The sequence below is a fragment of the Flavobacterium sp. K5-23 genome (assembly GCF_023278045.1).
Taxonomy (GTDB): Bacteria; Bacteroidota; Bacteroidia; order Flavobacteriales; family Flavobacteriaceae; genus Flavobacterium.
Genome location: NZ_CP056783.1, coordinates 373,246 through 399,112 on the forward strand (window position 1 = coordinate 373,246; position 25,867 = coordinate 399,112).

Sequence of the window (25,867 nt, forward strand, 5' to 3'; positions counted from 1 at the left end):
GAATTATATTAAGATTGAATGGCAAAAATAGTCAAAAGTCCTTGATTTATTTTTGAATAATAAAATTCGCGTTACTTTTTTCATAAAACCTTCTAAATATAAACGTAAACAATAAAATGAGAAAAATCGGCACACTAATCTTGTTATTCGGATCTAAAAAACTATACGAAAAAATACAAACCGAAAACAATAAAAACCCAATTGAAATTCCTTTATATAACTGTAACGAAACATTCGGTTTGATATAATATCGTTTTAATGTATCTGTTTTTATAACTATTTCATTTTCTACCAAATAATCATCACATTGTATAGAAACAATATGTTTTCCTGGTTCTAAAGACAAAAATCTTTTTGAATTTGAATATGTTAAAACTCCTTGATTAATTCCGTCTACAACAAGACTATATTTTTTACTTTTAAAAAAAATATCTTTCCTGATTTCGATCAATAAATTATTAATCATTTTATTTCTTGGTTTTATCTTTATCCGTTTTCAAAGTCACTTTATCTCCTGAATTCAATTCCTTCGTCACAGTCGAATAAGGACCCGTAATTACCACATCTCCCTTTTTAAGACCTGTAACCACTTCAATATTAGAGTCGTCTTGAATTCCTGTTTTTATAACTCTGATTTTTGCTTTATCCCCAACTTTTACAAAAACACATTCAAATTTCTTATCGCTTTTTGGAGCTGCCTTACTCTCGTCAGATTCAGGATCAACTACTTTAAAGTCCTTCATTGCTACTGCAGCCGTATCCGATTTTATTACAATGGAGCTAATTGGCACTACCAAAACATTGGATTTTGTTTTTGTAATGATATCTACTGTAGCTGTCATTCCAGGTCTAAAAGGCGAATAAGCAACTGGTTTCCCTACTAACAAATCCTGGTAAGACTCTTTAAGAATTCTTACTTTCACTTTAAAATTGGTCACCTGATCTGCAGTTAACGTAGAGCTCGCCGAATTAGAAATACTCGTTACCACTCCTTTGAACTGTTTTTTCAAGTAAGCATCAACTTCAACATTAGCCTCATCACCTACTTTAATTTTTACAATATCATTTTCATTCACATCTACTTCCACTTCCATATTGTTCAAGTTGGCTACTCTTAATATTTCAGTTCCCGCCATTTGTTGCGTTCCTAAAACACGCTCTCCTAATTCAACATTAAGAACAGAAATAGTTCCGTCAGCAGGTGCGTAAATTGTAGTACGCGAAAGATTATCTTTGGCTTCATTTACTGTTGCCGATGCACTTTGAACATTGTAATATGCAGTTTGCTTACTTGCTTTAGCCACTTCAAAAGAGGCAATGGCTTTATCCCAGTCTGACTTTGATATTATCCCTTTTGCAAACAACGTTTTGTTTCTGTCATAACTTGATTTAGCTTCCTGAAAAGATGCGTCAGCCTGACTTAAACCAGCTTTAGTGCTTGATAAATTAGAAACCGAACGGTTGTACCCAGAAGTGTACAAATCAGGATTTATCTTAACTAAAAGGTCTCCTTTTTTAACCACTTGCCCTTCTTTCACATTCAAAGAGATTATCTCTCCTGAAACTTCAGATGAAATTTTAACTTCAATTTCGGGTTGGATTTTACCGGTTGCCGATACAGTTTCAACAATAGTCGTAGACATAACATTAGAAATCTCTACTTCTATTCCTTTGTCTTTGTTTCCAATAACTCCAGATTTAGAAAGCCCTACTAAAGAAGCAATAACCACAACTGCTCCACCTAATATAATATAAATTGTTTTTTTTGTCATGATAAATTAATTTGTGATGATAGGAATTCCAAAATAGAATTCTAATATTTTTATTTTAAAGATGTAATCGTATTTGGTTCTTAAAACTTCTGACTGTGCATTTGAAAGTAATGTTTGTGATTGATTGAAATCGAAAGAGTTCATCATTCCAACATCATATTTTTCTTTGGCGTATACATAAGCTTCTTGTCTAGCATCCAGCGCCACAATAGAAGACTCATGTGCATTCAAAGCGCCTTTGGCATCCGTAAATGCTGTATACACATTTCTTTGCAAATCTAGATCTTGTTGTTCCAATGCAATTTTAGATTTTTCTAAATTCACTTTAGAACGCTCTACATTGTTTCTGGCTGCAAATCCGTTAAATATTGGAACTGATAATTGCATCCCAAAAGAATGTCCTTTATTATTGTCAAACTGATCAAAAACAGGCAAATGTTTTCCTAATACAGGAGTGAAATTAGGCTCAAGAACGTTTTGATTTGTTCCTTCCACAAAACCTATTGAGGAAGTAGGATTAGCTGTATTAGGTACGGCACCAACAATTCTATCTGAATAACCTGCTCTAGTACTAAAGCTATAAAAACCTTGTAAAGTAGGCTGATAAGTACCTTTAGCGATTTCCAGGTTTTTCATTGCAATTTCAAGATTGGTATTTGCGATTTTCAACTCAGTCCTTCCCTCTTTTGCCTTATTATAAATTGCTATAGGAGTTTGCATCAAAATCTGATTCTCGTCTTTTGCATTAGTATCATCAACAACATCAAAATTTTCAAAATCTTTCAACTGCAACAATTGAGAAAGGCTTAATTTAGAAATCAGCAAAGCGTTTTCAGCTGCGATTACTCTTTGATTATCAGAAGCAACTGTAGCTTTTACATCTAATAAATCTCCACGAGGAATGGTTCCTGCTGAAACTAACTCTTTGGAACGCAACAATTGTTTTTCATTAATAGCCAATTGTTCCTGTTGCACCTTTAAATTTTCCTTATTAAAAAGAACCTGCAAGAATGCATTAGCTACATTCAAAGCAATATCTTCTTTCATCTTTAACAATTGATATTTAGCTGCAACAATGGAAAGATTAGCTCTTCTAAGGGTATTTTGATTTTGTAACCCCTTATAGATATCAACTCCTACATTAGCACCAGCAGAAGTAAACTGCGTTGTTTTATTTTGAAGAATACCCGTTGTAATATCCTGATTCAAACCAATATTCCAAGAATGGGAAGCGTTTGCATTTAATGAAGGTAGAAAATTTCCAATTGCCCCTCTTTTATCTATTGTGGCAGTTTGCGTGTCCAAATCGGATTGCTTGATGGAAATATTATTTTCTATGGCGTAGTTAACACACTCTTTTAATGTCCATGTTTTTGTTTGTGCCTGAGATGACAAACTACATAGTAGCACTAAAATTAAACTATAAAAACTATTTTTTTCCATATATTTTTGAATAACTATTTGACATGTGCCAAACAAATTTAATTTTAACTGTATGAAAACCTATCAACTTATAGAAAATAAAAGACAGACAATTCATCTATTAAACAATTAGACTTTTAAAAAATGTATTTGTTACAAAAAAACCAATAAATATATTTGTTTTATTATTTTTACCCTTTCAAACCTATATAAAATGTCAAAATTTCATTCGATTCTACTAGTTTTTAGTGCTTTTTTACTTTTACAAAGCTGTTCCACAAATCAAAAAATTTCGGCACTAAAACCGGAACCGGATGATGCAAGTCCATTGCTATATGACAACAGCCCTTCATTTATCAATTTACCCATTAGCATAAAATTAAAGGATATTGAAAATAAAACCAACTCATTGCTGAATGGATTAATCTACGAAGACAACAATATTGAGGATGATGATATTGAAATTAAGGTTTGGAAACTAGCCCCCATAAGCATCGAGAGTTATAATAATGGTGCAGGTGAAAAAATAAAAACAGTGTTACCTCTTAAAGCTTTGGTTAAATATAGGATAGGCACAAAAACCATGGGAGTGGAACTCTATAACACTAGGGAATTCAATCTAAACGGAATAGTGACCCTAATAAGCGATGTGGGTTTGAATAATTGGAATCTAAATACTAGAACAACATTAAAATCACTGGATTGGAACGAAAGCCCTACTATGATCGTTTTTGGTAAAGAGGTTCCAGTAACCTACTTGGTTAATCCAGGAATAAAGCTTTTTAAATCGAAAATTGAGAAAAATATAGATGACGCAATTGCAAAATCCATGGATTTCAAACCTAATGTTCTAGAAGCGCTAAATAAAATATGCACTCCTTTCCAAATGAATGAAACATACGAAAGCTGGCTTCGAATAGTTCCTACAGAAATTTATTCAACGAATGCCAAATTGAAAAACGATGTGTTTTTACTTCAAATGGGAATGAAATGCACAATGGAAACTTGGGTTGGACAAAAACCGGAATCAAAATTTGATGCATCTAAAATAATACTAAAACCAGTAACAAAAATTCCGAATCAGATTTCATCCAATATAGTGGCAGTTTCTACCTATAATGATGCTTCAAAAATAATGACCAAAAATTTTTCGGGGCAAGAATTTGGAACAGGTACAAAAAAAGTAAAGGTTAAAAATGTAGAGCTTTGGCACAAGAACGGAAAAATGGTAATAGCATTAGACCTATTAGGATCTATAAACGGAACCATATATCTAACAGGTCTGCCAAAATACAATGATGATAAAAAAGAAATCTATTTTGACCAATTAGATTATGTACTGGATACTAAAAACAAACTAATGCGTACCGCAAACTGGCTTGCGCAAGGATTAGTTTTAAGAAAAATTCAAGAAAGCTGTCGCTATTCCATAAAACCAAATTTAGAAGAAGGCAAACAAACGATGATGGGCTATTTAAAAAATTATTCGCCTATGCCTGGAGTTTTCGTTAATGGAACAATGGAAGACATTCAATTTCAAAAAACACAACTTACCAATAATGCCATCTTAGCATTTATAAAAGTAAATGGCACAATTAGCGTTTCCATAGATGGATTAAAATAGAAAAACATCACCATAAAGAGGAAATCATTCGAAAAACGAAGTTATACTTACCGTTACAGTTTCTTCTTTTTCATTCTATAAACTGCATATCCTATTCCCGCAACTAACACGTAAGGAATTATCATTAAATAAACTATTCCGTCGTTTACAGCTTGGGCCTGATTTTTATTGTCTTCTCCTGCTAATGCAGCACGACACATCGCACATTGAGCATAGGAAGAAAAAGAAAAGAATAAAGAACATAGAATATAGAAATATACTCCTAACCCAATTCTTCTTTTTTCTTTTTTCTTTTTTCTTTTTTCGCTACTAAACATAATAAGGAGAAATCATTAGATAAACAACAACACCGGTTACAGCAACATAAAGCCAAATAGGGAATGTGATTTTAGCAATTTTTTTATGTTTATCAAAAACTTGAGCTAACGCCCTCACATAAGTAGTCAAAACCAGAGGAATAATTACAATTGACAAAACGATATGGGTAAATAAAATAAAATAATAAACATATTTAATAATTCCTTCTCCACCAAATTTAGTAGAATCAGAAGTCATATGATAAGCAACATACATTCCTAGAAAAACAATAGAACAACCTATTGCCGTTTTCATAAGATTTTCGTGTAACTTCCTGTTTCCGTTTTTAATTGCCAATACGGCCAAAATTAAAACAACTGCGGTAATACCATTTACAGTGGCGTAAATAGGAGGTAAAAAAGTAAGAGGCTGAACATCATAACCCAGTTTTCTTAAATTAACACCAAATAATAAGGCAACCACAAGCGGAATGGCAACTGACAACAGGATAATCCATTTTTTATATTTTTGTTCTAAAACTTGCTCTTTCATAAAATTCTATTCTTCTAATAATACATTAATATCCTGTTGAATATCTCTCACTCCATTTTTATCTAAACCATCGTAATATAAGATTGGATTACCAAACTTGTCTCTTCTGCATCGAATATTTCCGTTTTTATCAATCAAAGCAAACAATCCTGAATGCTCAAATCCACCACTTACTTTACTATTCTCCCCTGCATAAAGATTAAATCCTTTGTTAGCTAAATTCATTATGTACGCTTTGTCGCCTGATAAAAAATTCCAACTTGATGATCTAACTCCTAAAGCCTTTGAATGAGATTTTAATACTGCTGGAGTATCTGTTTCAGGATCGATAGTAATAGATACAATTCCAAAATTAGGATTGCCAAAAAACTTGTTTTCAATCTCAAGCATACTCAAATTCATCTTAGGACAAATAGAAGGACAGCTTGTAAAAAAGAATTCTAACACATACACTTTTCCCTTATAGCTTTCATTAGTAATTTTAACATTATCTTGATTTACTAATTCGAAAGCAGGCGCAGGTCCTATTTCAACTAATTTGTTCACTTCATTTGAAGACGAAGACACTTTATCCAATCGATTCCCTTTGACAACTTCATTGTTTTTTAACTTCTCCACAATTTTTGGAACTGCATAAATTCCGAAAATTAGAATGATAAATGAAATCCCGATGTATGATTTATTTTTAAACATAAATTATATAATTTAAAGCCTTCTTGAAGCATTTTTATTTTTTTTCAAAGCTGCACGATATTCGTATAAAATAACTTTAAAATCATCCTTCATTTCATTACTCAATTCCGAAGGATGAAACGTATTATAACCTTCTTTATAAGTTTTCACATCTTTCCTTCCTCTTAAGTCACGTACTTTATCTACAATAAAAACATTAGGCGTACCGTGTTTAGCATCTAATTTACCAACCAAATTTAACTGGCTGTAATAGGATTCAATATCAGAAGGGGAAGCAAATAAAAAGTGCCATTGAGAAACATCAGTAAATTCACCTAAGGCATCGACAACTGATTTCATATCAGCTTCAGTACCTAAAGGACAAATCATAACAAATTGCAAGTCTTTGAAAGTATGGTATTGCTGATAGATTTTTTCATTCAAATTGAATAAATTTCCTCTGTTTTTGAGCACCTCAGTTCCTGAGAATCCCAAGATGGTTATTTTCTCATTCAAACTTACTTTTTCTCCATTCAATGATTTCCATTCGCCAAAGTCGGCAATTTTTGGAGTTATGACAGGTAGTTTAGTAAAACCATTTACCCCCGAAGCAAAGAAAAGATAGGCTACGATAGGCAAAATAAATAAAACGAAAAGAACTATATTTTTTTTCATTATGATGATAAAATTTAAAGTGCAAAAATAAAAAAAGGCACGCAATGCGTACCCTTTTTTTGAATTAATATATTGTTAAAAATTCCATTTAATAGTAGAATCTTTAAAAACCCCATAAATATAATGCCCTTCAGTCAATAGAATGAAAAGTAAATATAAAATCAGGAAGACAACAGGCAGTACAACTGACCATCTAAGACTTGATTTTTCACCTTCCATGTGCATAAATGCCCATACAATGTAATATGCTTTAAAAACGGTTAGGATATAGAAAATCCAATTAAGTAAATTCATTCCTAAGAAATCAGTAAAATGTAATGATTCCGGTTTAAGTATCCCTAAAAATACCTCTATAATTGTAACGGCAGACAATATTCCGAAAACTTTCCAGATTCTACCTATATTAGATACATGTTCGTGTGACATAATAATAACTTTTTGAAAATTAAACTAGATAGAAAACTGTGAATACGAATACCCATACTAAATCGACAAAGTGCCAGTATAAACCAACTTTCTCAACCATTTCATAACTCTTTCTTTTCTCATAAGTACCCATAAGTACATTGAAAAAGATAATGATATTGATAATTACACCAGAGAATACGTGGAATCCGTGGAATCCAGTAATAAAGAAAAAGAAGTCAGCAAATAATTTACTACCATACTCATTCCTTACAAGATTAGCACCTTCAACAACATAAGCTGCTTGAGATAACCTCATTACAGATTCTTCTCTTGAAAGAACTGTTTTTTTCTTGTCTTTTGTAATCACCTCGGTTCTGATTAATAAATCCGGATGTGCTTTGAAACCAGCTTGAACTTCAGCAATAGAGTAAGTTGGCAAAGCAGATTCGCTTACAAACCAAGCTCCTTTACTTGAAGCGTGTTGTACTCTTTCTTCAGGCAATGTTGCAGCAAAATCAGCTAAAGCAACACGATGTCCTTCTTTATCCACAAACTGTAGTAAACTACCTCCAGTTGTTTCAATCGCACCATATTCACCTTTGATGAAATTCTTCCATTCCCATGCTTGAGAACCTACGAATATCAAACCACCGATGATGGTTAAAAACATATAAATAACAACTTTGTTTTTTTTCATTTGATGACCTGCGTCAACGGCCAAAACCATTGTTACAGATGAAAAAATCAAAATAAAAGTCATTAATGCCACATAATACATTGGAGCAGATACTCCGTGCATAAATGGAAAGTGTGTAAACACTTCATCGGCCAATGGCCAAGTTTCAATAAATTTAAATCTAGAAAAACCGTAAGCTGCTAAAAATCCAGAGAACGTTAAGGCATCTGATACGATAAAAAACCACATCATTAATTTACCATAACTTGCTCCCATTGGCTCATTGCCGCCTCCCCAAGTTTTTTCTTCACTATTTGCAGTAGTAACTGTCGATCCCATAAAAGTTATTCGTTAAAAAGTTCCCAAATTTACGTTTTTTTCTTATTTAAAGAAATATAAAAACAAAAATAAATAAACCCACAAGAAATCAAGAAAGTGCCAGTACATCGCACCTAGTTCTATTCCAAGAGTTTGAGTAGAATTGTATTTTTGTTTAAAATGATTATAAATTATAATTAATAGTGAAATCAACCCTCCCGCAAGGTGAATTAAGTGCACAAGTGTTACAATATATAAAAATGTTGTCGTGATAGAACTTTCGCTTCCCGTAAAATAATATCCGTTTTCCACTATTTGACCAAAACCAACAAATTGAGTAACCACAAACAATATTCCTAATGCTAAGGTAGCTAAAAGAAAAATAGTGGTCGCACTTTGATTGTTTTTTTGTATTGCTTTTTTTGCCAAATGAAAGGTTACACTAGACACAATAATTGCAATTGTGCTAAAATAAAATGCCGTAGGCAATTCAAAATCTTTCAACCAGTCCGCTCTAGATTTACTAACCACAAAAGCACTTGTAATCCCTGCAAACATCATAGTCATACTAACCATCGCAAACAACAATATCAATTTATATGATCTTGCTGTTCTTGCATTATGTTCGTCTACTGTCATTGTCATTTCCATAACTATCTTAAAAATTTATCAATAATATAAATCAACTGTAACAAAGTAATATAAGACACACTGACTAACATCAGTGTTCTTGCCGCTTTTGGCGTTCTTAATTTGTATAATTGCACTGAATAAAAAAGCATCCAAAGTCCCAATAAAAAAACTAGAATAGCCGCTATAGGCGATATAAACAATTTACCTGTATATCCTAAAGAAGGTAGTAAAGAAGCCACTATAAGCCAAACAGTATACAATATCACCTGTAATGCCGTCCCTTTATCTTTCTTTCCCGTAGGAAGCATAAAGAAACCTGCTTTTTCATAATCTTCATATAAAAACCATCCTATTGCCCAAAAATGAGGGAACTGCCAGAAAAACTGAATTAAAAATAAAGTCCCTGCTTCGATTCCAAAATCTCCCGTAGCCGCAACCCAACCTAACATAAAAGGAATGGCTCCAGGAAACGCACCTACAAAAACCGACAAAGAAGTCATTGTTTTCAGCGGCGTATAAACACTCGTATATAAGAATATTGATATCGCACCAAACATTGCTGTCTTTGGATTAATAGCATATAAAAGAGCAATTCCAATAATAGCAAGTAAACTAGCCACCAGCAACGCAGTATTTGAAGACATTCTTCCTGAAGGCACTGGACGATTTTTAGTCCTGTCCATCAAAGAATCTAAATCCTTTTCAATTACTTGATTAAAAGCATTAGAAGCTCCCACCATACAATACCCACCAATAGCAAGCATTACTAATACGGACCATTGAAACGGATTCTCACTATTAAAACCAAGCATATAGCCTGCAATAGATGAAAACAATACGCTTATTGCCAGACCAGCTTTAGTGATTTCTTTAAAATCTGAAAAAACCGTTTTAAGGGAAAATGTATTTGATGTAGCGTTCAATGCGGTTTTTATTTTGAATTTTAAAACTGGCGCAAAGATACACATTAGATTGGAAAAGTAAGGATGAAGAATTTAGATTTTAAAATAAATCAACATCATTAATTAACTACACCTATTAATAATCAAAATACCAATTAAATACATCCGCTCTTAAACCAATGGTAAACCAAGATGTATTTTCTTTAAAAGTAGACAAAGTGTTTGTTGACGGATCGAAATTTCGATATATATAACTTCCAAAAAGCTTAAGATTTGTTGTAGGATTTATCAAATACCCTCCTTGAATGTCAGCAATGAAAACTGAAGTTTTATTACCCTGTCCTACTTTAACACCACTGTCAAACGGTCTTTTCTCATCATAATCTTTATAGATATCCCCTCCATAATTAAAACTATCCTCAGTGGTGTTAAAATCTAATCCACGTGTACCAATTGTAACTTTAGCATCAGCAAAAAACCTGCCTTTATGATATCGACCAATAGCGATTAATTCATTGAAATTACCTCCCCATTGATGCCCAAGGCTTTGATTATTATGCCCATAGTTAGTTATAGGAGCACTATGGGAATAGAGATAAGGACGTGCCAGATTATATTCTAACTGTAAGAGTAATTTGTCAACATGAAATGCATTATAATATTTAACCCCTAACTGATACCCGTATTTGTTTTTCCAACTATTATCTCTAGCCTTAATATCTCCTAATGAAAATTCGTCTAATAAAAATTGCCCGTAAAAATTTATCTGATTATTCCATTTGTATTTCAAGGTCAAACCTAACAGTGCATTTCCAGTTCTCGCCGAAGATGCAAATTCCACTGAACGATAAAAAATAAGCGGATTCACAAAACTCATATCAAACCCTCTATCGTTAGTATTAGTCCAAATTACCGACTCAAAAAAACCAAGATTCAATTTGTTTGAAACATTCCAACTCAAATAATGATTAGCCATGAATTTTGTGGCATAAGTACGCTCAAGAGTCGCCTCAGGACGAACATCTTTAAGCCACATATAAGTATTGGTGTATTTTAACTTCCAAAAATTAGTGTTTAATTTAAAATAAGGATACGGACTAGCTCCATCACTTACCAATATTGAGCGATAACCATCCCCAATAAAATTTCGGCCATAACCCATTTGCATATCAATGTGCTTATTTGGCGCAAAAGTCAAATTAGCTTCAGCCAAAGGAAAATCATAGGAATCTGTTTTAAAATGTTTTGCAATTCCCATACCCGGTATAATGGCAGGATTACCTCCTTGAGGTCTTATAGAATTCGCATATCGATTGAAATAATCAGCAAATCTTCCTTGACTTTCAAAAACTGTAGTGGTGAAATTAAGTTGACTCCCTAGCCCACCACGAAAATTAATTGCACGGGTATTCACATAGGTATAGGAATCCGAATCAGAGGAAGTCCCTACCTGCAAATCCAAAATTGGGTTAACAGTAAACCAATACCCTTCTCCTTGTATTTCAACTGTGTTTTCATTCCATAATTTTCTAGCCCACCATCCAGAAGCCTCTTTTCTCAGTCCTTTATTAACCTCTTTTAAATCATAATATTTAGAAACCTCAAGATAGGTATATGGTTTTGAAGCCGTATGATTATTACTCCCTACTCTATTCAATGAAGAGTCAAATTGAGAATAATAACTATGAGAAAAAGGAATATTTAAATGACTATCATACTCAGGGCCATTATATTTTTTATAAATGATACTATCGAGTTCCGTAAGAGGCTTTGTAGCTTTATAAACCAAGTCAGAATTAGCTAGTATTTGAGCCGCTAATTGTTCTGAACTCTTCAATGGGATGTTAATATTAATTGTATATCTTGAATAAGTAGGCTTTCCATTATAAGTAGGCGGTCCTATTTTTGGAAATTTATTAAAAACTCTTTTAGTCTCCTTAATTAATTCCTCGTCCGGGGCATTAACATAAATCACTTTGAAAGATCCATTGGTGTCCACTTCAAATAATACTTTAAAACTATCAATACTATTATTTTGTTTCAAATGCGGAGGCACTTCAAAATTTATAAATACAAAATCTTGAACTTCACTATAAAAACAACGCTCTAATGCTAATGATGACAAACTACTACAATTCGAAAAAACAGGAAACCGTTCGGATGAATTTGATAATTGATTAGTATTATTACCTACTTCCTGTGAATAAGATATAAAAGAATAAAGCGATAAAAATAAAGCCAATAAAACTTTTTTCATATGTATTGTAATTTGTTTGGTATAGAAAACACAGTGCCTCATTTGAACAAAGAACGAGATTTATGTGTACTTATTTTATATAAATTATTATTGTATTTTAATATTCAAAATTTGAATTTTGACCATTTGCAATTGCCTTAGCTCCAGACGTGCCTATTCGCTTTACACCTAACTGAATCATCTCTACAGCCTCATCATAAGTTCTAACTCCTCCGGCGGCTTTTACAGGCAACGGCGAAGCATTTTCTAACATCATAACAATCGCCGGTAAAGTAGCCCCGTTAGGCTCGTTATTTTGAGTCTGATAAAACCCAGTTGATGATTTCACAAAAACAGAAGAATAAAGACTTTCGTCGAAATTCAAAATAACCACATTTTTAATCAAAGCGGACAATTGAATAATTTGTTTGTCATTGAGAGCTGCAACCTCAATAATCCATTTCACAACCTTTTTATGCTCTAGCCCAAGCTGTGTTCCCTTAAAAATTTCTTCTTTCACAAGATCCACATCCCCTTCTTTAAAGGCTACATAATTACAAACAAAATCTAAGTCATCCGCGCCATCAGCTATTGCTTGTTTTGCTTCAGTTAATTTGTCTTCTATAGTTGAAATACCATTAGGAAAATCGATTACTGTGCCTATGTCTAAATTTGAATTGGCATTATTAACCATTGCTTTCGCCAAAGAAACCATTTCAGGACGAATCATAATTAGCTTAAAACGTTCCTCAATTGCTTCTTGAATAAATCCCTTAACCACAATTAAATTCTCACTTTCATTGAGACCGGCTTGTTTTGCCGTTTTCAAATAAGTAGAATCTAAATACTGTCTGACATCCATAATTACATGATTTCTAAGTTAGAACAAAAATACATTTAAAAAACACAAAAACAGAAATTAAACAATTAGATTTTAATCCTCTTTTAAAGCATTATATTATTCGATAAAAATCAATGTTTCTAAAAAAAGAAAATGATGTAATCTCTATAAAACAAAAAAAATCCTGTTGAAACAGGATTTTTCATAATTTATAACTTCATTTATTCTTAATCTTACTATAACCCATTATGACTATTACAGCCAAAATTGCTCCAGATAAATTGGCTAAAAAATCAAACACATCAGCTTTTCTTGTAGTTGTAAACAACTCTTGACACACTTCGATTCCGATTCCAAAAAAAACAGAAAAGAAGAATGGTATTTTCCAAGGCAAATAATTACTCTCCGGCTTTACTTGTTTTTTTAAATACAAAAACCAAAGTAGGGTAATTAGAAAATGAAAAAAAACATGAACTAATTTATCTAAATTTAAAATGCTGACAGCTGGAATATCACTGGATTGTACTAAACATAAAAAGGACACAATTCCTGTCCACGAAATAGCAATCCAAAAAAAAATATTTTTATGCACCAATAAGTTCTTTGTATGCTTCACTTGAAAGTAATGAATCATAATCAGCAACATCCGCTACTTTTATTTTAATCATCCATCCAGCACCATAAGGATCAGCGTTAACTGTTTCTGGCTTACTTTCTAATGCATCATTAAATTCTATAATTTCTCCAGCTAAAGGAAGAAATAAATCAGAAACAGTTTTTACTGCTTCTACAGTTCCAAAAACCTCGTCTTTTTCTAAAGTTTGGTCTAAAGTTTCAACTTCAACATATACGATGTCTCCCAATTCTTTCTGAGCGAAATGAGTAATTCCTACTGTTGCAACATCTCCTTCTAAACTAATCCATTCGTGATCTTTTGTATACTTTAAATTCGCTGGTATGTTCATATAAATTCTATTTGATTATTGATAATTTAATTTTAGTTGCGCAAATGTAACAATCTTCTATCTAAAACTTGTTTAGATTTTAATAAATTAATTTCCGAAATTATAACGAAGAGTTAGGCCTGAACGAATATTTGTCAGAGGAAAAGAGGTCGATATAACTGCTTTCGAAAAAGAATGATCATAATAGAAAATAGCCGTAAGGTTTTTACTAAATGAATAATCAGCCTTGAATGTTATAGACCAGATATTTTGCCCTCCCGCCAACTGATTCTTATTATAATCTAAATAACGCACAATGGTTTGATTATTTCGATATGAAAGATCAGCCTTTACATTAATATCTCCTTTTATAATCCCTGAAGGATTATCTGCTAATCTAGATGTAAAAATCACATCTTTAAAACGATACCCTAGTCCTACCACATATTCGATTCCTTTTACTTCAGTCAATAAATTATTGTCAAAACTCATTGATAAAGCACGATCTTTTTTAACTTCGGCAAGTAGTTTTAACGAACTTTTTAATTCGAAATCCATTCTAATTAACGGGCTAAACTGTTCCACTAAATTGATATTAGACATAATGGTTTTATTGAAAAAGTTCCCACCTGCATCAACACCGTTTGGATCTTTGTCGTATTCAAAATTAGACCTGTATGCATTAATAGTATAAGAAGCTCTATAATTATGCTGCAATGAGAAGCGTCTGAAATTCTTTTTGAAGATTTCATAACGCATTAATCCGTTATACTTAACAGCCCAGTTTGGTATTGGAAAATCTCTAAAGATACCAAGTGAAACATTCGAAGCACTATTGCCGGAATAAGCTGCTAAAAATGAAGGTAACAATACCGCTTGATTGTTTTTTCCATACCCTACAGGATAGCCTTCCGCATCTAAATTTAAAGGATTGTTTATATCAATTCCACGTTGTAACGCTAATCTATTAGCAACATCAAGCCTATTACTTCTAAAATCATCAAAGGCAGCAGAAGTTATTTCATCACTTGTTGAAAATGCGGTTTTTATTAAAACAGTAGAAATTGAAAAAAGACCGTAACTGTATGGAGAACGCGAGTTGTAATTTCCGCTTTCAACATCATATTGTTCCGAGAAATTTTCAGATAAAGAACGATCTGCTGTCAAATCAATTTTCAAATCCGGAAATAAATCAACATTTGCTGTCGCTTTAAATAACTTATTGGAAACCTGAGAAAAATTCTGATTGAACTCTTTGTAACTAGTCAACCATCCATTTCTGGCGGCATCATACCTGACATCATCTTGACTCCCAAAAATAAACCCTAATGACGGTCTTGAAGATCCCAAAAAACCTACACCTGGCAAATAACCAGGCAATATTGTACCGTTATTCTCCGTGTAATTTATTTGAATGTTTTTAACACTGGTTAAAACTCCCATAAAACCATCAACGAAAGGGTTGCTTTTAGCCTCTTGATTCGTATTAGCTTTTACTATTTTTTCTCCTGGTTTAGGAGCAACAGCTTTAGGCTTACTTCCTGAATTTTTACCTGCTTTAGATATCCCTAAATATTTATAAAGCATCTCCATATTAAACGAAGCGTTTAAATTAGAAGAGCTTGCATTTTGTACCGTATTCCCTAAATTATAAGATGTCCCTCTAATTTGAATTTCTGACAATCCATTAGATGCGCGTTGCCAGCTATAATCTCCAGTATAGGTGAAATTTGCTTTTACAAAACTAAATAAAGGGATTTTATTAATTGGAATCTCATAATTCAAGACAAGTTGTTGCATGTGCTGATTTGGATCACCAATGTTCCAATAACTGTCCCAAATGGAGAAACTATCAATAGGTTCGTTATCTGAATTTAAATACGTTTTCACAATATTACTTGATGAAGCAGTATAGTTTAATTTCAAAGATTTCGTAAGATTATAATTAAATCCATATTGATAGTTAAATGCAAAATTTCTTCTGTATAATGGATCAAGTCCAATTCCTTCTACATCAACCTGTCTAAATTGTTGACGATTGAATTGCCTGATAATATTTGAATTGAACGTAATATTTGACGGTAAATAATTAAAGTTAAAATCACTTAACATTTTCCAATAAGTGCTTTTTTTCATGAATTCCGTTTTCTTGAACGGCTCTATTGATTTAGGCTGAAAACTATATGCATAATCTACCGAAGTACGCGTTTGCTGATCTTCATAATTTTCAATTTCGAAATCATGTCTTTGAACCTCATTATAGGATTGTGAGAAAGTGAAATTTTCAGGATCATAAACGTGTTGTTTTTGCTCAGGACTTCTTTGTTTTCTTACTCCAATAAAATTGATACTTGTTCGTTTCGTATAATCAATTGCTCTATTCGTGTAATTGTTTTTTGTTGCAGCATCCGTAGTTTCATTTAACAGTTGTTTTAACCTTATATCTTGATTAAAAGGATCGTATTCTGGAGTAATTATTTCTTCTCCAACTGCATAATTGAATGGTAAATTAATACCCCATTTTGATGGCAGTAACTTACCCAAATTAATATTCGTTACAATATTATATTGCTTAATATCCTCACGACTTCTTTCATTTGGTCCTTGTTCTAAAGCTCCAAAACCAACAGTACTCTTTTTACCAGTTGCGGATATTGTCGCAAAATCAGCAAAATTTGAATCTATATTCAATACCGCAGCCATTCCGCCTTGGTTATCCATATCGGCCAGACGCAGTTCATTGAACCACACCTCTCCTTTGATATCTTGATGCGTTTCATTGCTTTTCACACCTACCATTAAGGTTCTCACTAATCCAAAATTAGGATTTCCCTTTATCCCTATTCTTAATTTATTTGATTTTCCAGCTAAAGAAGGATCAAGAGCATCTTCATTTTGATAATAAATTCCATCAGCAGGTAACGAGCTTAAATCTATACTCATCGCTTGGATTTTTAACTGAGTTAACAAATCCAGTGACAAATCGATTTTATTATCTTCAGGCCATACCGCTTCCGCACTTAATGGAGCACAATCTGATACAGATGATGAAGAAGGTGTTGTTACTTTTAAAGGGATTTCAACTTGGTAAAAGTTTTGGGTAAAATCATTACCGAAACGAATAAATCCAATCATTTGATCGTCTCTTAGCGTAGTTTCGCCAGGCAGTGATTCAGCATGTAAGAACATCTTTAATTTTTTGAATTGACGCATATCAATACTTACATTTTTAAAAACAGCTCTTGAGTCATTTGGTTCTAAACCATCTCCTGAAACTCTTAAAGACAACGATTGTTCGTTTTGATTTATTAAAGTATTATTATTAAACAATTGTTCCCTTTGTACCCCCGGAGGAATAATATAGTTGATTGGACACCTTTGATTATTCTCTTGAACATTAACCGCAAAAACATCTAAATCTGTATTATCATCTGCTACGTTCAAATCATTAAAATCAAGAGCATTTGTAAATCTTCTCCAATCACCTCTTACTAAATCCAATGCTCCAAAACGAACGGTAACATCTTGACTGAAACCAGTCATAAACATTCTCATAAATCGTATTGATCTGAAATCAGAGATATTCCCTATTGTGTTTTCCGGTTGTGAAACAGGAATTTTAAACTGAATCCATCTTGAATCAGTAGTTTCTCCATTAGGCAATGTAACCTGAGTATTTCTAATATCAGTTATGTAATTCTGACCTATTGCCATATTAGGCAAAACATTAATGCTATATTCATAATAAGCATTAATTGTATTCATAGTGTTATCTCTGTTTATATCTTCTACATCTGGCGCGGTAGTTGAACCTCTATTAGGATCTGAAACGTCAACTACTGAATTTCCGTCAACTCCATTGTATTTTTTATAACGCTCAATAATGTTCCCTGTTGTATTTAAATAAAAGGTATAATTATCTGCAGCTGGATCAGGATCAGATGCATAATTAGTATAAACGGATCCTTCCTCAGTATCTCTCAATCCGTCCAGTCCTATATCTTGATTAGCACGAGTATCTTGATTTGTATCAAAAGCATAAATTAAAGATTGTGAAGCAGGAACATTACCCCATAAAGGCTGTGGATTTACTAATATTTGATCAGGCCCTAGTCCGTTTTCATATTGTTTCCTACCGTCTTTCAAAATATCTTCTGAAATCTCTCCTAAATTGAAATAAATTTTACCATCATTACTTGGAGCAATTGCTCCCTTTCCTACATAAGGATCTAGTATCCAAAACTGGATATATTCTACATTCCCTTGTTCAAAATTTGTTGAATTGATAGCTCTCATTATTCCTCCAAAGTTATCCTTTGGATTTAATCCCACATTCAAACTATTATTATAAGCCCCCCTATCAGAAGGATAATAACTCAAATCTAAAGTATTTACAACTTGGGTTTGTCCTTGAGCGATATCCGTTAATGGGTAAAGCTCCTCGCTATATATTCTTCGGGTAGTATTAAAAGACAAATCATTATTAGAAATCCCAGATGGTTTTTGGGTGTAAAATATTGGATCTATAGAATACCAAGACAACCTAGCTCTTTTAAACCCATAACTCAAATCGTTTGCTGATGCATTGAAATCATAGGTACTCCTTGCGTTTTTGTCAGGTGTAGATGCTAAACTCCAAGCGTATGCTGAACGCATATCAATAGTAGATTGAGAGCCTTCAAAATCATCCACATAAATGGTCGATTCGCCTTCAAAACGATCTGCTTTTGGCGTATCTGGTTTCAAAAAAGCAATTTCTCCTCTTACAGAAAGGTTCGATGGTACATCAGTATCTATATTTGGCAGTTTGTTTACCAATCTTGTAAAGAAAGGAACTTCTGTTGAATAATTAGTATTGAACCCAAAGATGGTATTGTTTACAGATTCCTGACCAAAACTTGACTTTTGAGTAAACGGCTTCTCAGACATTTTCAAGAAAGTGGCACCAACTAAAAACTTGTCTGAAATTTTATGCTCTACATTAACCCCGGCAAATCTTCTTACCTGTTGCCCAAAAATAGAATTGTTTTCTAATGAAACATTAATTGGAGTATTAGAAGCCTGAAGTGATGGGTCTAGAATTTGCACTATTCCAAATTGATAATTCACACTATAATCAATCCCTTCAACTAAAATCCTACCTCCAGCAGTAACTACTACTGAACCCCTAGGCACATTAAATGCCCCAATAGGAATACCATCTCCACCAGTTGATTTGTATTTTCCTCTTAAAAGAAATTTATTTTTTTCACTGTCTTGTAAAGCGCCTGACTGCGTATTACGGTACATATTTCTAAAAACATACTTTTTCTGATTTTGGTTATACGAACTGGCATCATTATAATTTTCTACAGAATTAGGGTTTTTCAATTTAGAAAACAACAATTCCCCAAAAGGTTCTTTAGTAGTAAACATAATACGCCCGTATTGAGAGTCTATTGTTAATCCAGGCATAAAATCAAAAAATCCATCTCCACCAGTTTGCGGATCATTATTGTAATTTAATTTATCTAAATTAAACACTTTAAGTAAAGGAGTGTCTTTAATTTTATTATCTACCGTAGGATTAGATGGAAAAGGTACTGGATTACCGGCAGCATCTTTAGCTTCAGATATATAATTTATTGGTGACGGATCAGTATAAAGTATATTGAATCTAAAATCTTCCTGTTTTATTTGGTAAGCACCAGGGATTTGATAGATATTTTTCATCATCAAGTTCCAAACCGGATTTTTGACATTGGTTAAATTGCTTTTCAGCATTTTCAAAATCAAACTTTGAGTAATAATTGCCTGATTTGAAGGAGTATTTCCGGTTACAACAGTAGCATCTACTCCATCATTACCAAATTCCCCCACCTGATAAACCTGATCTCCAATAGTATATTGATAGGCAACTGCTAGAACTTCGTCATTAGCCAATCTTTGTTGCAACGAAATATATCCCAATTGCGCATTAAATGAATATTCATTAGCATTTAATTTCCTTGCGTTTTCCAGCTTCGAATAATCCTGTCCTTCACTTACACTGGCATTAAATCCAGAACTTGAAGTAACAATTTCACGAATGTTATTATTTAACAACCCGCTATTGGTTTTAATTAACCCTGGGTCAAATTTATTATTTTTATTATCTGAAGGAGAATCAACAGGATTAACAAACATCCCGGTAGATGGATCTAAAACCACCACTTCATTATCAACCATACCAGTCAATTGGGCTTCACCTAAATCCTGAAGCGCAATGATGTTTCTTAGATTATTGCTTGTTGTACTTACTCTTGTTTGTTTATTGGTTACCCAAATTTCTAAACGCGAAATCTGAACCCTGCTATCGATAAAAGGATAATTTTTTAAAGATTCATCATACCTGCTTCTAAAATATTGTGACAGGAAAAAGTGTCTGTCATTATCATAATCTAAAGCAAACATATCAAAATCTTGAATCGTTCCTCCACCTTGGGAAACGACGCTTTTAGTTTGGGATTTTTGCTCAGAGAAAACCCCAGTTATCGTGGTTTTACCAAATTGTAATTGTGTCTTTACACCAAATAAACTTTGCGCTCCTCTAATTAAAGAGCTATTTAAAGGCATACTCACATTTCCAACTTCTATTTTTTGAATAATATCATCTTCAGAAGGAGTGTATTCTAATTTGATTAAATTTTGAAAAGCAAATGTTGACTGCGTATCATAATTAGCATTTACTTGAAGACGTGTCCCCACTTTCCCCATCAAACTCATGCTTATCCTTTGATCAAAATCAAAAGACAAATTAGATCTGTTTCTAGGTGAAAAAGAAGGATTGTCTTGTTTTGTGTATCGCACGCCTAAATCCATTTCTACAGAACCCGTAGGTTTCACATCAATGGTATTACTTCCAAAAATAGACTCAAAAAGACCGGATTTTATATAATATCTAGGCAATAAATCTTTCTTTGCCTCTTCACTTCCCTCTTTTTTTCCATCAATGGCATCACCTTTTAGTTTGAAATAATCACGCATAGATTCTTTCAACACTAACTTTTGATATTCATCTGGAGTTAATACTATTGGGTAATTAATAGAAAACCCGTCAACTGTATTGGTATAAATATACCTGTCAGTAGCGGGGTCATATGTGTAAGCGGAAAGGATACTTTTGGGGTTTTTTATTTGAACTTTACCCAGAGCAAAACCGGCATTAATAGTATCCTGAGCTTCTTGTTTTACTTGAGCTTGTGTTACAAAACCACAAAATAAAACCATCAAAAAAACACGAAATCTATGCATCTATATATCGTTTTTTCGAGTATTTTTTATAATATTTTTAGTGCTTTCTTAATTATTGATTCAACCGAAGCTTCGGGGTCCTCTTTTACAATTTTATCAATTACTTTTTCCGAAGTTTTTCGAACAAAACCTAAAACCTCCATAGCAGATAACGCTTCATCTTTATTTGTATTGTTTAAAGTTATTGAAACTTCATCCAAATCGTACAATTTCAATACTTTTTCTTTCAAATCAAGAATTACTCTTTGAGCCGTTTTACTACCTATTCCTTTTATAGATTGAATAGTTACCACGTCAGCTGAAGCTATTGCATTTGTAATTTGTTTCGGGTCTAATGAGGACAACATCGTCCTGGCAATATTTGCTCCAATACCAGAAACGGATAACAACAATTTAAAAATTTCTCTTTCTGATTTTTCAACAAAACCATATAAAGTATGCGAATCTTCTTTTACTTGAAGATGGGTAAACAATTTTATAAAATCTGCATTAGGGAGCAAGGAAAAAGTATGCAGTGAAATATTCACGTGATAACCAACTCCGCCACAATCAATTACTACTTGCGTAGGTGTTTTCTCAACTAATTTCCCTTGTATATGTGTAATCATTTATCAAATTTATAAACCAAATGTATCCCTTTTTCTTTACTCCGTAATCTATCTAAAAAATAAAACAATTACTTAATAGAAGTGTTTTTTTTCTTTTGCTTTTCTTGGGCGTCAATAACTGTAATTGCTGCCATATTTACCATTTCCTCAACACTTGCACCTAACTGAAAAATGTGGACTGGTTTTCCCATCCCTAACATAATTGGCCCAATAGAGTCCACTTTATTTAACTCTTTTAATAATTTATAGGTAATATTTGCTGATTCTAAGTTTGGAAAAATTAAAGTGTTTACTTTTTTACCCGCCAATTTAGAAAACGGAAATTTCTCTTTTAACATTTCTGGATTCAATGCAAAATCAGCCTGAACTTCACCATCTATAATCATATCCGGAAAATTCTTATGCAAATAAGTCACTGCCTCCCTAACTTTTGCAGCACCAGGGTTAGTAGACGAACCAAAATTTGAATACGAAACCATTGCAATCACTGGTTCTACCCCAAACATTCTGGCAGTTTTAGCAGTCATAATAGCGATTTTAGCTAAATCGTCAGCGGTAGGATTAATATTTATGGCGGTGTCTGATAAAAACATAGGGCCACGGGCAGTCATCATCATATTTGTAGTTGCTACAATAGAAGCCCCGGGTGCTTTATCGATAAGTTGCAACATTGGTTTCAATATTGAAGAGTAACTTCTAGAATGTCCAGAAACTAATCCGTCAGCATCACCTTCATTAACCATCATTGCTGCAAAAAAGTTACGTTCACGCATTAATTTTTGAGCATCTAAAAAAGAAACACCTCTTCTTTTTCTAGATTCCCAATATTTATTAGCGAACCTATTTCTTCTGTCATTTTCTTCATTAATTTTTGGATCAATAATCTCAACATCAGCTTCAAAACCAAGTTCTTCTTTCAACTCTAAGATTATCTCTTTGTTACCCAATAAAACAGGTATTCCTATACCTTCTTCAAGTACAATTTGAGCTGCTTTAAGAACATCTAAATGATCGGCTTCAGCAAAAACAATTCTTTTAGGATCCATTTTAGCCCTATTGGTAATCAATCGAACCATTTTATTATCATGGCCTAAACGATCTAAAAGCTCTTCTTCATATTTAGCCCAATCCGTAATAGGATTTAAAGCTACACCTGATTCCATTGCCGCTTTCGCAACAGCAGGTGCCACTATCGTTATTAATCTTGGGTCAAAAGGTTTTGGTATAATATAATCCCTACCAAAATTTAACTTAGTTTCTCCATAAGCAATATTTACTTGCTCAGGAACAGACTCTTTTGCTAATAAAGCTAATGCTCTAACAGCAGCCATTTTCATAGCTTCATTAATTTTTGTAGCACGCACATCTAAAGCTCCTCTAAAAATATAAGGGAAACCTAATACATTATTAACTTGATTAGGATGATCAGATCTTCCCGTAGCCATAATAATGTCTTTCCGAGTTGCAATTGCTAAATTATATTCAATTTCTGGGTCTGGGTTTGCCATTGCAAAAACAATGGGGTCATTAGCCATCCCAAGTAACATTTCAGGAGTAAGTACATTTCCTGCAGAAAGACCTAAAAACACATCAGCTCCTTTAAGAGCATCACCTAAAAGAATTCCTTTTGCACCATTTGCGTATTTTTGTTGTAATGGAGATAGATCGGTTCTGTCTTTTGATAGAACACCGTCTTTATCAAACATGATAATACTTTCCCTGTTTACTCCTAATAACACGTATAAATTTGCGCATGCCAAAGCTGCAGATCCTGCTCCGGACACAACTACATTTACTTTTTCAATTTCTTTATCAGCTAATTCAAGAGCATTTAAAAGTGCTGCAGAAGATATAATTGCTGTACCATGCTGATCATCATGCATTACAGGTATATTCAATTCTTCCACCAAACGCCTTTCAATTTCAAATGATTCCGGCGCTTTGATATCCTCTAAATTAATTCCTCCAAATGTTGGGGCAATTGCTTTTACTGTTTCTATGAACTTATCTATATCCTTAGCATCCACTTCAATGTCGAAAACATCAATATCAGCAAAGATTTTAAACAATAGTGCTTTCCCTTCCATAACGGGCTTAGAAGCTTCAGGTCCAATGTCCCCTAACCCTAAAACGGCTGTACCGTTTGTAATTACTGCAACTAAATTCCCTTTGGCTGTATATTTATAAACATTATTAACATCTTTTGCAATTTCTAGACAAGGCTCGGCAACACCCGGTGAATACGCTAAAGATAAATCTCTTTGTGTGGCATATTTCTTTGTTGGAACTACTTGTATTTTCCCTGGAGTGGGCTTAGCATGATATAATAAAGCTTCTCTTCTTTTGCTGTTTTTGTTCATTTTATTCTATTTTAACTAGTATACAAAGATATAAGAGTTGACTTAAAAAGTAAGCTTTTATACTATTCTTTTATAAGATTCAAAAATTCATTTTAACACAAAAAAAATAGCTGTATTAACTTACAGCTATTTACAAATATAATTTGAGTATTACTTTATGCTTTTATGCCATGGATATATGAATCTAAATATTCAATAGTGTTTTTCTGAATTTCCATTATCGCTTTCACTACATCACCAATAGATATGATACCAACAACTAAATCATCAACTAATACAGGTAAATGTCGGACTCTTTTAGTGGTTATTAATTCCATACAATAATCCAAATCGTCTGTTGGTTTCACTGTTTCCACATCCGTTTCCATAATTTCATATACATAAGTATCTTTAGAGGCCTTGTTTTTTAGAACAATTTTACGAGCATAATCCCTTTCAGACAAAACGCCCTTTAGAATATTATCCTCAATTACTAAAACCGCCCCAATATTTTTTTCCCCCATAACTTTTAGTGCGTCATACACCGTGATAGTAGAAACTATTGAATGAATTTTATTCCCTTTTATGCTTAATAATTGATTTACAGTCATAATAAATGGATTTAGTTAACTATAAATTTAAAAAAAACTTCTAACAAACGGAAAATAAATACGCTTTTATTTTATGAGCATTCAAAATAATACTAATTTAAAACCGAAAAAGAGATGTTGTACGTTCAAAAAATATAATCTATTATTTCAAGAAATCAATATTCCGTTGTAGTCCTTTAAACTTTGTTCTTTTAATTGGTGAGTCTTTAAAAACAACTCTAAAGGTTTCTTCGGTAATTTCCTCCCAATCTCTTTTGGACATTGATAAAATTTCAGGATTTGGATTAAACAAGGGTTCGTTATGCGCCTTAGAAAATTTATTCCAAGGACAAACATCTTGACATATGTCACATCCAAAAGCCCAATCATCAAATTGTCCTTTCATTTCCAATGGAAGATTCTCCTTTAATTCAATGGTAAAATAAGAGATACATTTACTGCCGTCAACAACATATGGTGATACAATTGCTTCAGTAGGACAAGCATCAATACAGGCGGTACAACTTCCACAATGATCTGTAGTTGCATTATCATAATCTAAGTCCAAATCTATAATTAATTCAGCAATGAAATAGAAAGAACCCACTTTCTGGGTTAACAAATTACTGTTTTTACCTATCCAACCCAATCCGCTTTTTGCCGCCCAAGCCTTATCTAAAACAGGAGCTGAATCCACAAAAGCACGACCACTTACTGACCCTATATTTTCCTGAATCGAATTCAGTAATTCATTAAGTTTTTCCTTAATTACAAAATGGTAGTCTTGACCGTATGCATATTTTGAAATCTTATACGAATCTTGATTTTGAATTTCTGACGGGTAATAATTCAACAAAAGTGAAATTACACTTTTAGCATCATCAACTAATAAAGTGGGATCTAAACGTTTGTCAAAATTATTCTCCATATAGGACATTTGGCCGTTTCTATTCTTTTTAAGCCAATCCTCAAGCCGAGGCGCTTCCTGCTCCAGAAAACCAGCTTTAGATACACCACAAGATAAAAATCCGAGGCGTTTGGCTTCGGATTTAATAAACTGCGTGTATTTGGATTTAGAATTTATAA

The 25,867-nt window shown here is 32.9% G+C and carries 21 protein-coding genes; 1 reads left to right on the forward strand and 20 read right to left on the reverse strand.

Annotated features, from left to right (window positions below; translation table 11 throughout):
* Positions 1-46: 46 nt before the first annotated feature.
* Genes FLAK523_RS01770 through FLAK523_RS01780 form a run of 3 tightly spaced genes read right to left on the reverse strand, consistent with a single transcriptional unit; the run spans position 47 to position 3,215 of the window.
* The gene (locus tag FLAK523_RS01770; RefSeq protein WP_248905909.1) at positions 47-466 is read right to left on the reverse strand and encodes a hypothetical protein; all 420 of its coding nucleotides are present in this window, start codon (positions 464-466) and stop codon (positions 47-49) included.
* A gap of 1 nt (position 467) precedes the next feature.
* Positions 468-1,772 carry an efflux RND transporter periplasmic adaptor subunit gene (locus FLAK523_RS01775; protein ID WP_248905911.1) on the reverse strand — a complete coding sequence of 435 codons (1,305 nt, stop codon included), beginning with the start codon at positions 1,770-1,772 and terminating at the stop codon, positions 468-470.
* Between the two features lie 6 nt (positions 1,773-1,778).
* Positions 1,779-3,215 (reverse strand): TolC family protein, encoded by a 1,437-nt coding sequence (locus tag FLAK523_RS01780; RefSeq protein WP_248905913.1) that lies wholly within the window; start codon positions 3,213-3,215, stop codon positions 1,779-1,781.
* A 193-nt stretch (positions 3,216-3,408) separates the two neighbouring features.
* Between FLAK523_RS01780 and FLAK523_RS01785 the strand changes: the two genes are divergently transcribed.
* Positions 3,409-4,818 carry a DUF4403 family protein gene (locus FLAK523_RS01785; RefSeq protein ID WP_248905922.1) on the forward strand — a complete coding sequence of 470 codons (1,410 nt, stop codon included), beginning with the start codon at positions 3,409-3,411 and terminating at the stop codon, positions 4,816-4,818.
* 53 nt (positions 4,819-4,871) lie between these two features.
* Here the strand turns inward: FLAK523_RS01785 and FLAK523_RS01790 are convergent, their stop codons facing one another.
* From FLAK523_RS01790 to queG, 17 genes are all read right to left on the reverse strand, one after another.
* Entirely contained in the window at positions 4,872-5,135 is a 264-nt protein-coding gene (locus FLAK523_RS01790; RefSeq protein ID WP_248905924.1) for a hypothetical protein, read from the reverse strand.
* Complete coding sequence (locus tag FLAK523_RS01795) at positions 5,128-5,667, reverse strand: DUF420 domain-containing protein (protein WP_248905926.1); 540 nt, start codon at positions 5,665-5,667, stop codon at positions 5,128-5,130. Before FLAK523_RS01795 ends, FLAK523_RS01790 begins: the two co-directional genes overlap by 8 nt.
* Positions 5,668-5,673: 6 nt before the next feature.
* A complete protein-coding gene (locus FLAK523_RS01800) occupies positions 5,674-6,360 on the reverse strand; it encodes an SCO family protein (RefSeq protein WP_248905927.1) in 687 nt (228 codons plus the stop codon).
* A gap of 12 nt (positions 6,361-6,372) precedes the next feature.
* Positions 6,373-7,014, reverse strand: a complete 642-nt coding sequence (locus FLAK523_RS01805) for a hypothetical protein (RefSeq protein WP_248905929.1) — start codon at positions 7,012-7,014, stop codon at positions 6,373-6,375.
* A gap of 75 nt (positions 7,015-7,089) precedes the next feature.
* Positions 7,090-7,440 (reverse strand): cytochrome C oxidase subunit IV family protein, encoded by a 351-nt coding sequence (locus FLAK523_RS01810; protein ID WP_248905931.1) that lies wholly within the window; start codon positions 7,438-7,440, stop codon positions 7,090-7,092.
* A gap of 19 nt (positions 7,441-7,459) precedes the next feature.
* On the reverse strand, positions 7,460-8,437 hold the full coding sequence (locus FLAK523_RS01815) for a cytochrome c oxidase subunit 3 (protein ID WP_248905933.1): 978 nt from the start codon (positions 8,435-8,437) through the stop codon (positions 7,460-7,462).
* A gap of 42 nt (positions 8,438-8,479) precedes the next feature.
* Positions 8,480-9,067, reverse strand: a complete 588-nt coding sequence (locus FLAK523_RS01820) for a cytochrome c oxidase subunit 3 (RefSeq protein WP_248905935.1) — start codon at positions 9,065-9,067, stop codon at positions 8,480-8,482.
* Between the two features lie 2 nt (positions 9,068-9,069).
* Positions 9,070-9,972 carry a heme o synthase gene (cyoE, locus tag FLAK523_RS01825; RefSeq protein ID WP_248905937.1) on the reverse strand — a complete coding sequence of 301 codons (903 nt, stop codon included), beginning with the start codon at positions 9,970-9,972 and terminating at the stop codon, positions 9,070-9,072.
* Positions 9,973-10,087: 115 nt separating this feature from the next.
* Positions 10,088-12,208 (reverse strand): capsule assembly Wzi family protein, encoded by a 2,121-nt coding sequence (locus FLAK523_RS01830; RefSeq protein ID WP_248905939.1) that lies wholly within the window; start codon positions 12,206-12,208, stop codon positions 10,088-10,090.
* 97 nt (positions 12,209-12,305) lie between these two features.
* A complete protein-coding gene (deoC, locus tag FLAK523_RS01835; RefSeq protein WP_248905941.1) occupies positions 12,306-13,049 on the reverse strand; it encodes a deoxyribose-phosphate aldolase in 744 nt (247 codons plus the stop codon).
* Between the two features lie 196 nt (positions 13,050-13,245).
* Entirely contained in the window at positions 13,246-13,620 is a 375-nt protein-coding gene (locus tag FLAK523_RS01840; protein WP_248905943.1) for a VanZ family protein, read from the reverse strand.
* Positions 13,613-13,993 (reverse strand): glycine cleavage system protein GcvH, encoded by a 381-nt coding sequence (gcvH, locus tag FLAK523_RS01845; RefSeq protein WP_248905945.1) that lies wholly within the window; start codon positions 13,991-13,993, stop codon positions 13,613-13,615. The genes FLAK523_RS01840 and gcvH overlap by 8 nt, the downstream gene beginning before the upstream one ends.
* Positions 13,994-14,080: 87 nt before the next feature.
* Positions 14,081-21,244 carry a cell surface protein SprA gene (gene sprA / locus FLAK523_RS01850; RefSeq protein ID WP_248905947.1) on the reverse strand — a complete coding sequence of 2,388 codons (7,164 nt, stop codon included), beginning with the start codon at positions 21,242-21,244 and terminating at the stop codon, positions 14,081-14,083.
* Between the two features lie 26 nt (positions 21,245-21,270).
* On the reverse strand, positions 21,271-21,852 hold the full coding sequence (gene ruvA, locus FLAK523_RS01855; protein ID WP_248905948.1) for a Holliday junction branch migration protein RuvA: 582 nt from the start codon (positions 21,850-21,852) through the stop codon (positions 21,271-21,273).
* A 68-nt stretch (positions 21,853-21,920) separates the two neighbouring features.
* The gene (locus FLAK523_RS01860) at positions 21,921-24,212 is read right to left on the reverse strand and encodes an NADP-dependent malic enzyme (RefSeq protein WP_248905950.1); all 2,292 of its coding nucleotides are present in this window, start codon (positions 24,210-24,212) and stop codon (positions 21,921-21,923) included.
* Between the two features lie 155 nt (positions 24,213-24,367).
* Positions 24,368-24,802 (reverse strand): CBS domain-containing protein, encoded by a 435-nt coding sequence (locus tag FLAK523_RS01865; protein ID WP_248905952.1) that lies wholly within the window; start codon positions 24,800-24,802, stop codon positions 24,368-24,370.
* A 142-nt stretch (positions 24,803-24,944) separates the two neighbouring features.
* Positions 24,945-25,865, reverse strand: a complete 921-nt coding sequence (gene queG / locus FLAK523_RS01870; RefSeq protein ID WP_248908115.1) for a tRNA epoxyqueuosine(34) reductase QueG — start codon at positions 25,863-25,865, stop codon at positions 24,945-24,947.
* Positions 25,866-25,867 lie beyond the last annotated feature (2 nt).

What these genes read in the sequence shown, in the direction of transcription:
- FLAK523_RS01770 (WP_248905909.1), bottom strand. Translation starts at nt 466, where the DNA reads ATGATTAATAATTTATTGATCGAAATCAGGAAAGATATTTTTTTTAAA.
- FLAK523_RS01775 (WP_248905911.1), bottom strand. Translation starts at nt 1,772, where the DNA reads ATGACAAAAAAAACAATTTATATTATATTAGGTGGAGCAGTTGTGGTT.
- FLAK523_RS01780 (WP_248905913.1), bottom strand. Translation starts at nt 3,215, where the DNA reads ATGGAAAAAAATAGTTTTTATAGTTTAATTTTAGTGCTACTATGTAGT.
- FLAK523_RS01785 (WP_248905922.1), top strand. Translation starts at nt 3,409, where the DNA reads ATGTCAAAATTTCATTCGATTCTACTAGTTTTTAGTGCTTTTTTACTT.
- FLAK523_RS01790 (WP_248905924.1), bottom strand. Translation starts at nt 5,135, where the DNA reads ATGTTTAGTAGCGAAAAAAGAAAAAAGAAAAAAGAAAAAAGAAGAATT.
- FLAK523_RS01795 (WP_248905926.1), bottom strand. Translation starts at nt 5,667, where the DNA reads ATGAAAGAGCAAGTTTTAGAACAAAAATATAAAAAATGGATTATCCTG.
- FLAK523_RS01800 (WP_248905927.1), bottom strand. Translation starts at nt 6,360, where the DNA reads ATGTTTAAAAATAAATCATACATCGGGATTTCATTTATCATTCTAATT.
- FLAK523_RS01805 (WP_248905929.1), bottom strand. Translation starts at nt 7,014, where the DNA reads ATGAAAAAAAATATAGTTCTTTTCGTTTTATTTATTTTGCCTATCGTA.
- FLAK523_RS01810 (WP_248905931.1), bottom strand. Translation starts at nt 7,440, where the DNA reads ATGTCACACGAACATGTATCTAATATAGGTAGAATCTGGAAAGTTTTC.
- FLAK523_RS01815 (WP_248905933.1), bottom strand. Translation starts at nt 8,437, where the DNA reads ATGGGATCGACAGTTACTACTGCAAATAGTGAAGAAAAAACTTGGGGA.
- FLAK523_RS01820 (WP_248905935.1), bottom strand. Translation starts at nt 9,067, where the DNA reads ATGGAAATGACAATGACAGTAGACGAACATAATGCAAGAACAGCAAGA.
- FLAK523_RS01830 (WP_248905939.1), bottom strand. Translation starts at nt 12,208, where the DNA reads ATGAAAAAAGTTTTATTGGCTTTATTTTTATCGCTTTATTCTTTTATA.
- deoC (WP_248905941.1), bottom strand. Translation starts at nt 13,049, where the DNA reads ATGGATGTCAGACAGTATTTAGATTCTACTTATTTGAAAACGGCAAAA.
- gcvH (WP_248905945.1), bottom strand. Translation starts at nt 13,993, where the DNA reads ATGAACATACCAGCGAATTTAAAGTATACAAAAGATCACGAATGGATT.
- sprA (WP_248905947.1), bottom strand. Translation starts at nt 21,244, where the DNA reads ATGCATAGATTTCGTGTTTTTTTGATGGTTTTATTTTGTGGTTTTGTA.
- ruvA (WP_248905948.1), bottom strand. Translation starts at nt 21,852, where the DNA reads ATGATTACACATATACAAGGGAAATTAGTTGAGAAAACACCTACGCAA.
- FLAK523_RS01860 (WP_248905950.1), bottom strand. Translation starts at nt 24,212, where the DNA reads ATGAACAAAAACAGCAAAAGAAGAGAAGCTTTATTATATCATGCTAAG.
- FLAK523_RS01865 (WP_248905952.1), bottom strand. Translation starts at nt 24,802, where the DNA reads ATGACTGTAAATCAATTATTAAGCATAAAAGGGAATAAAATTCATTCA.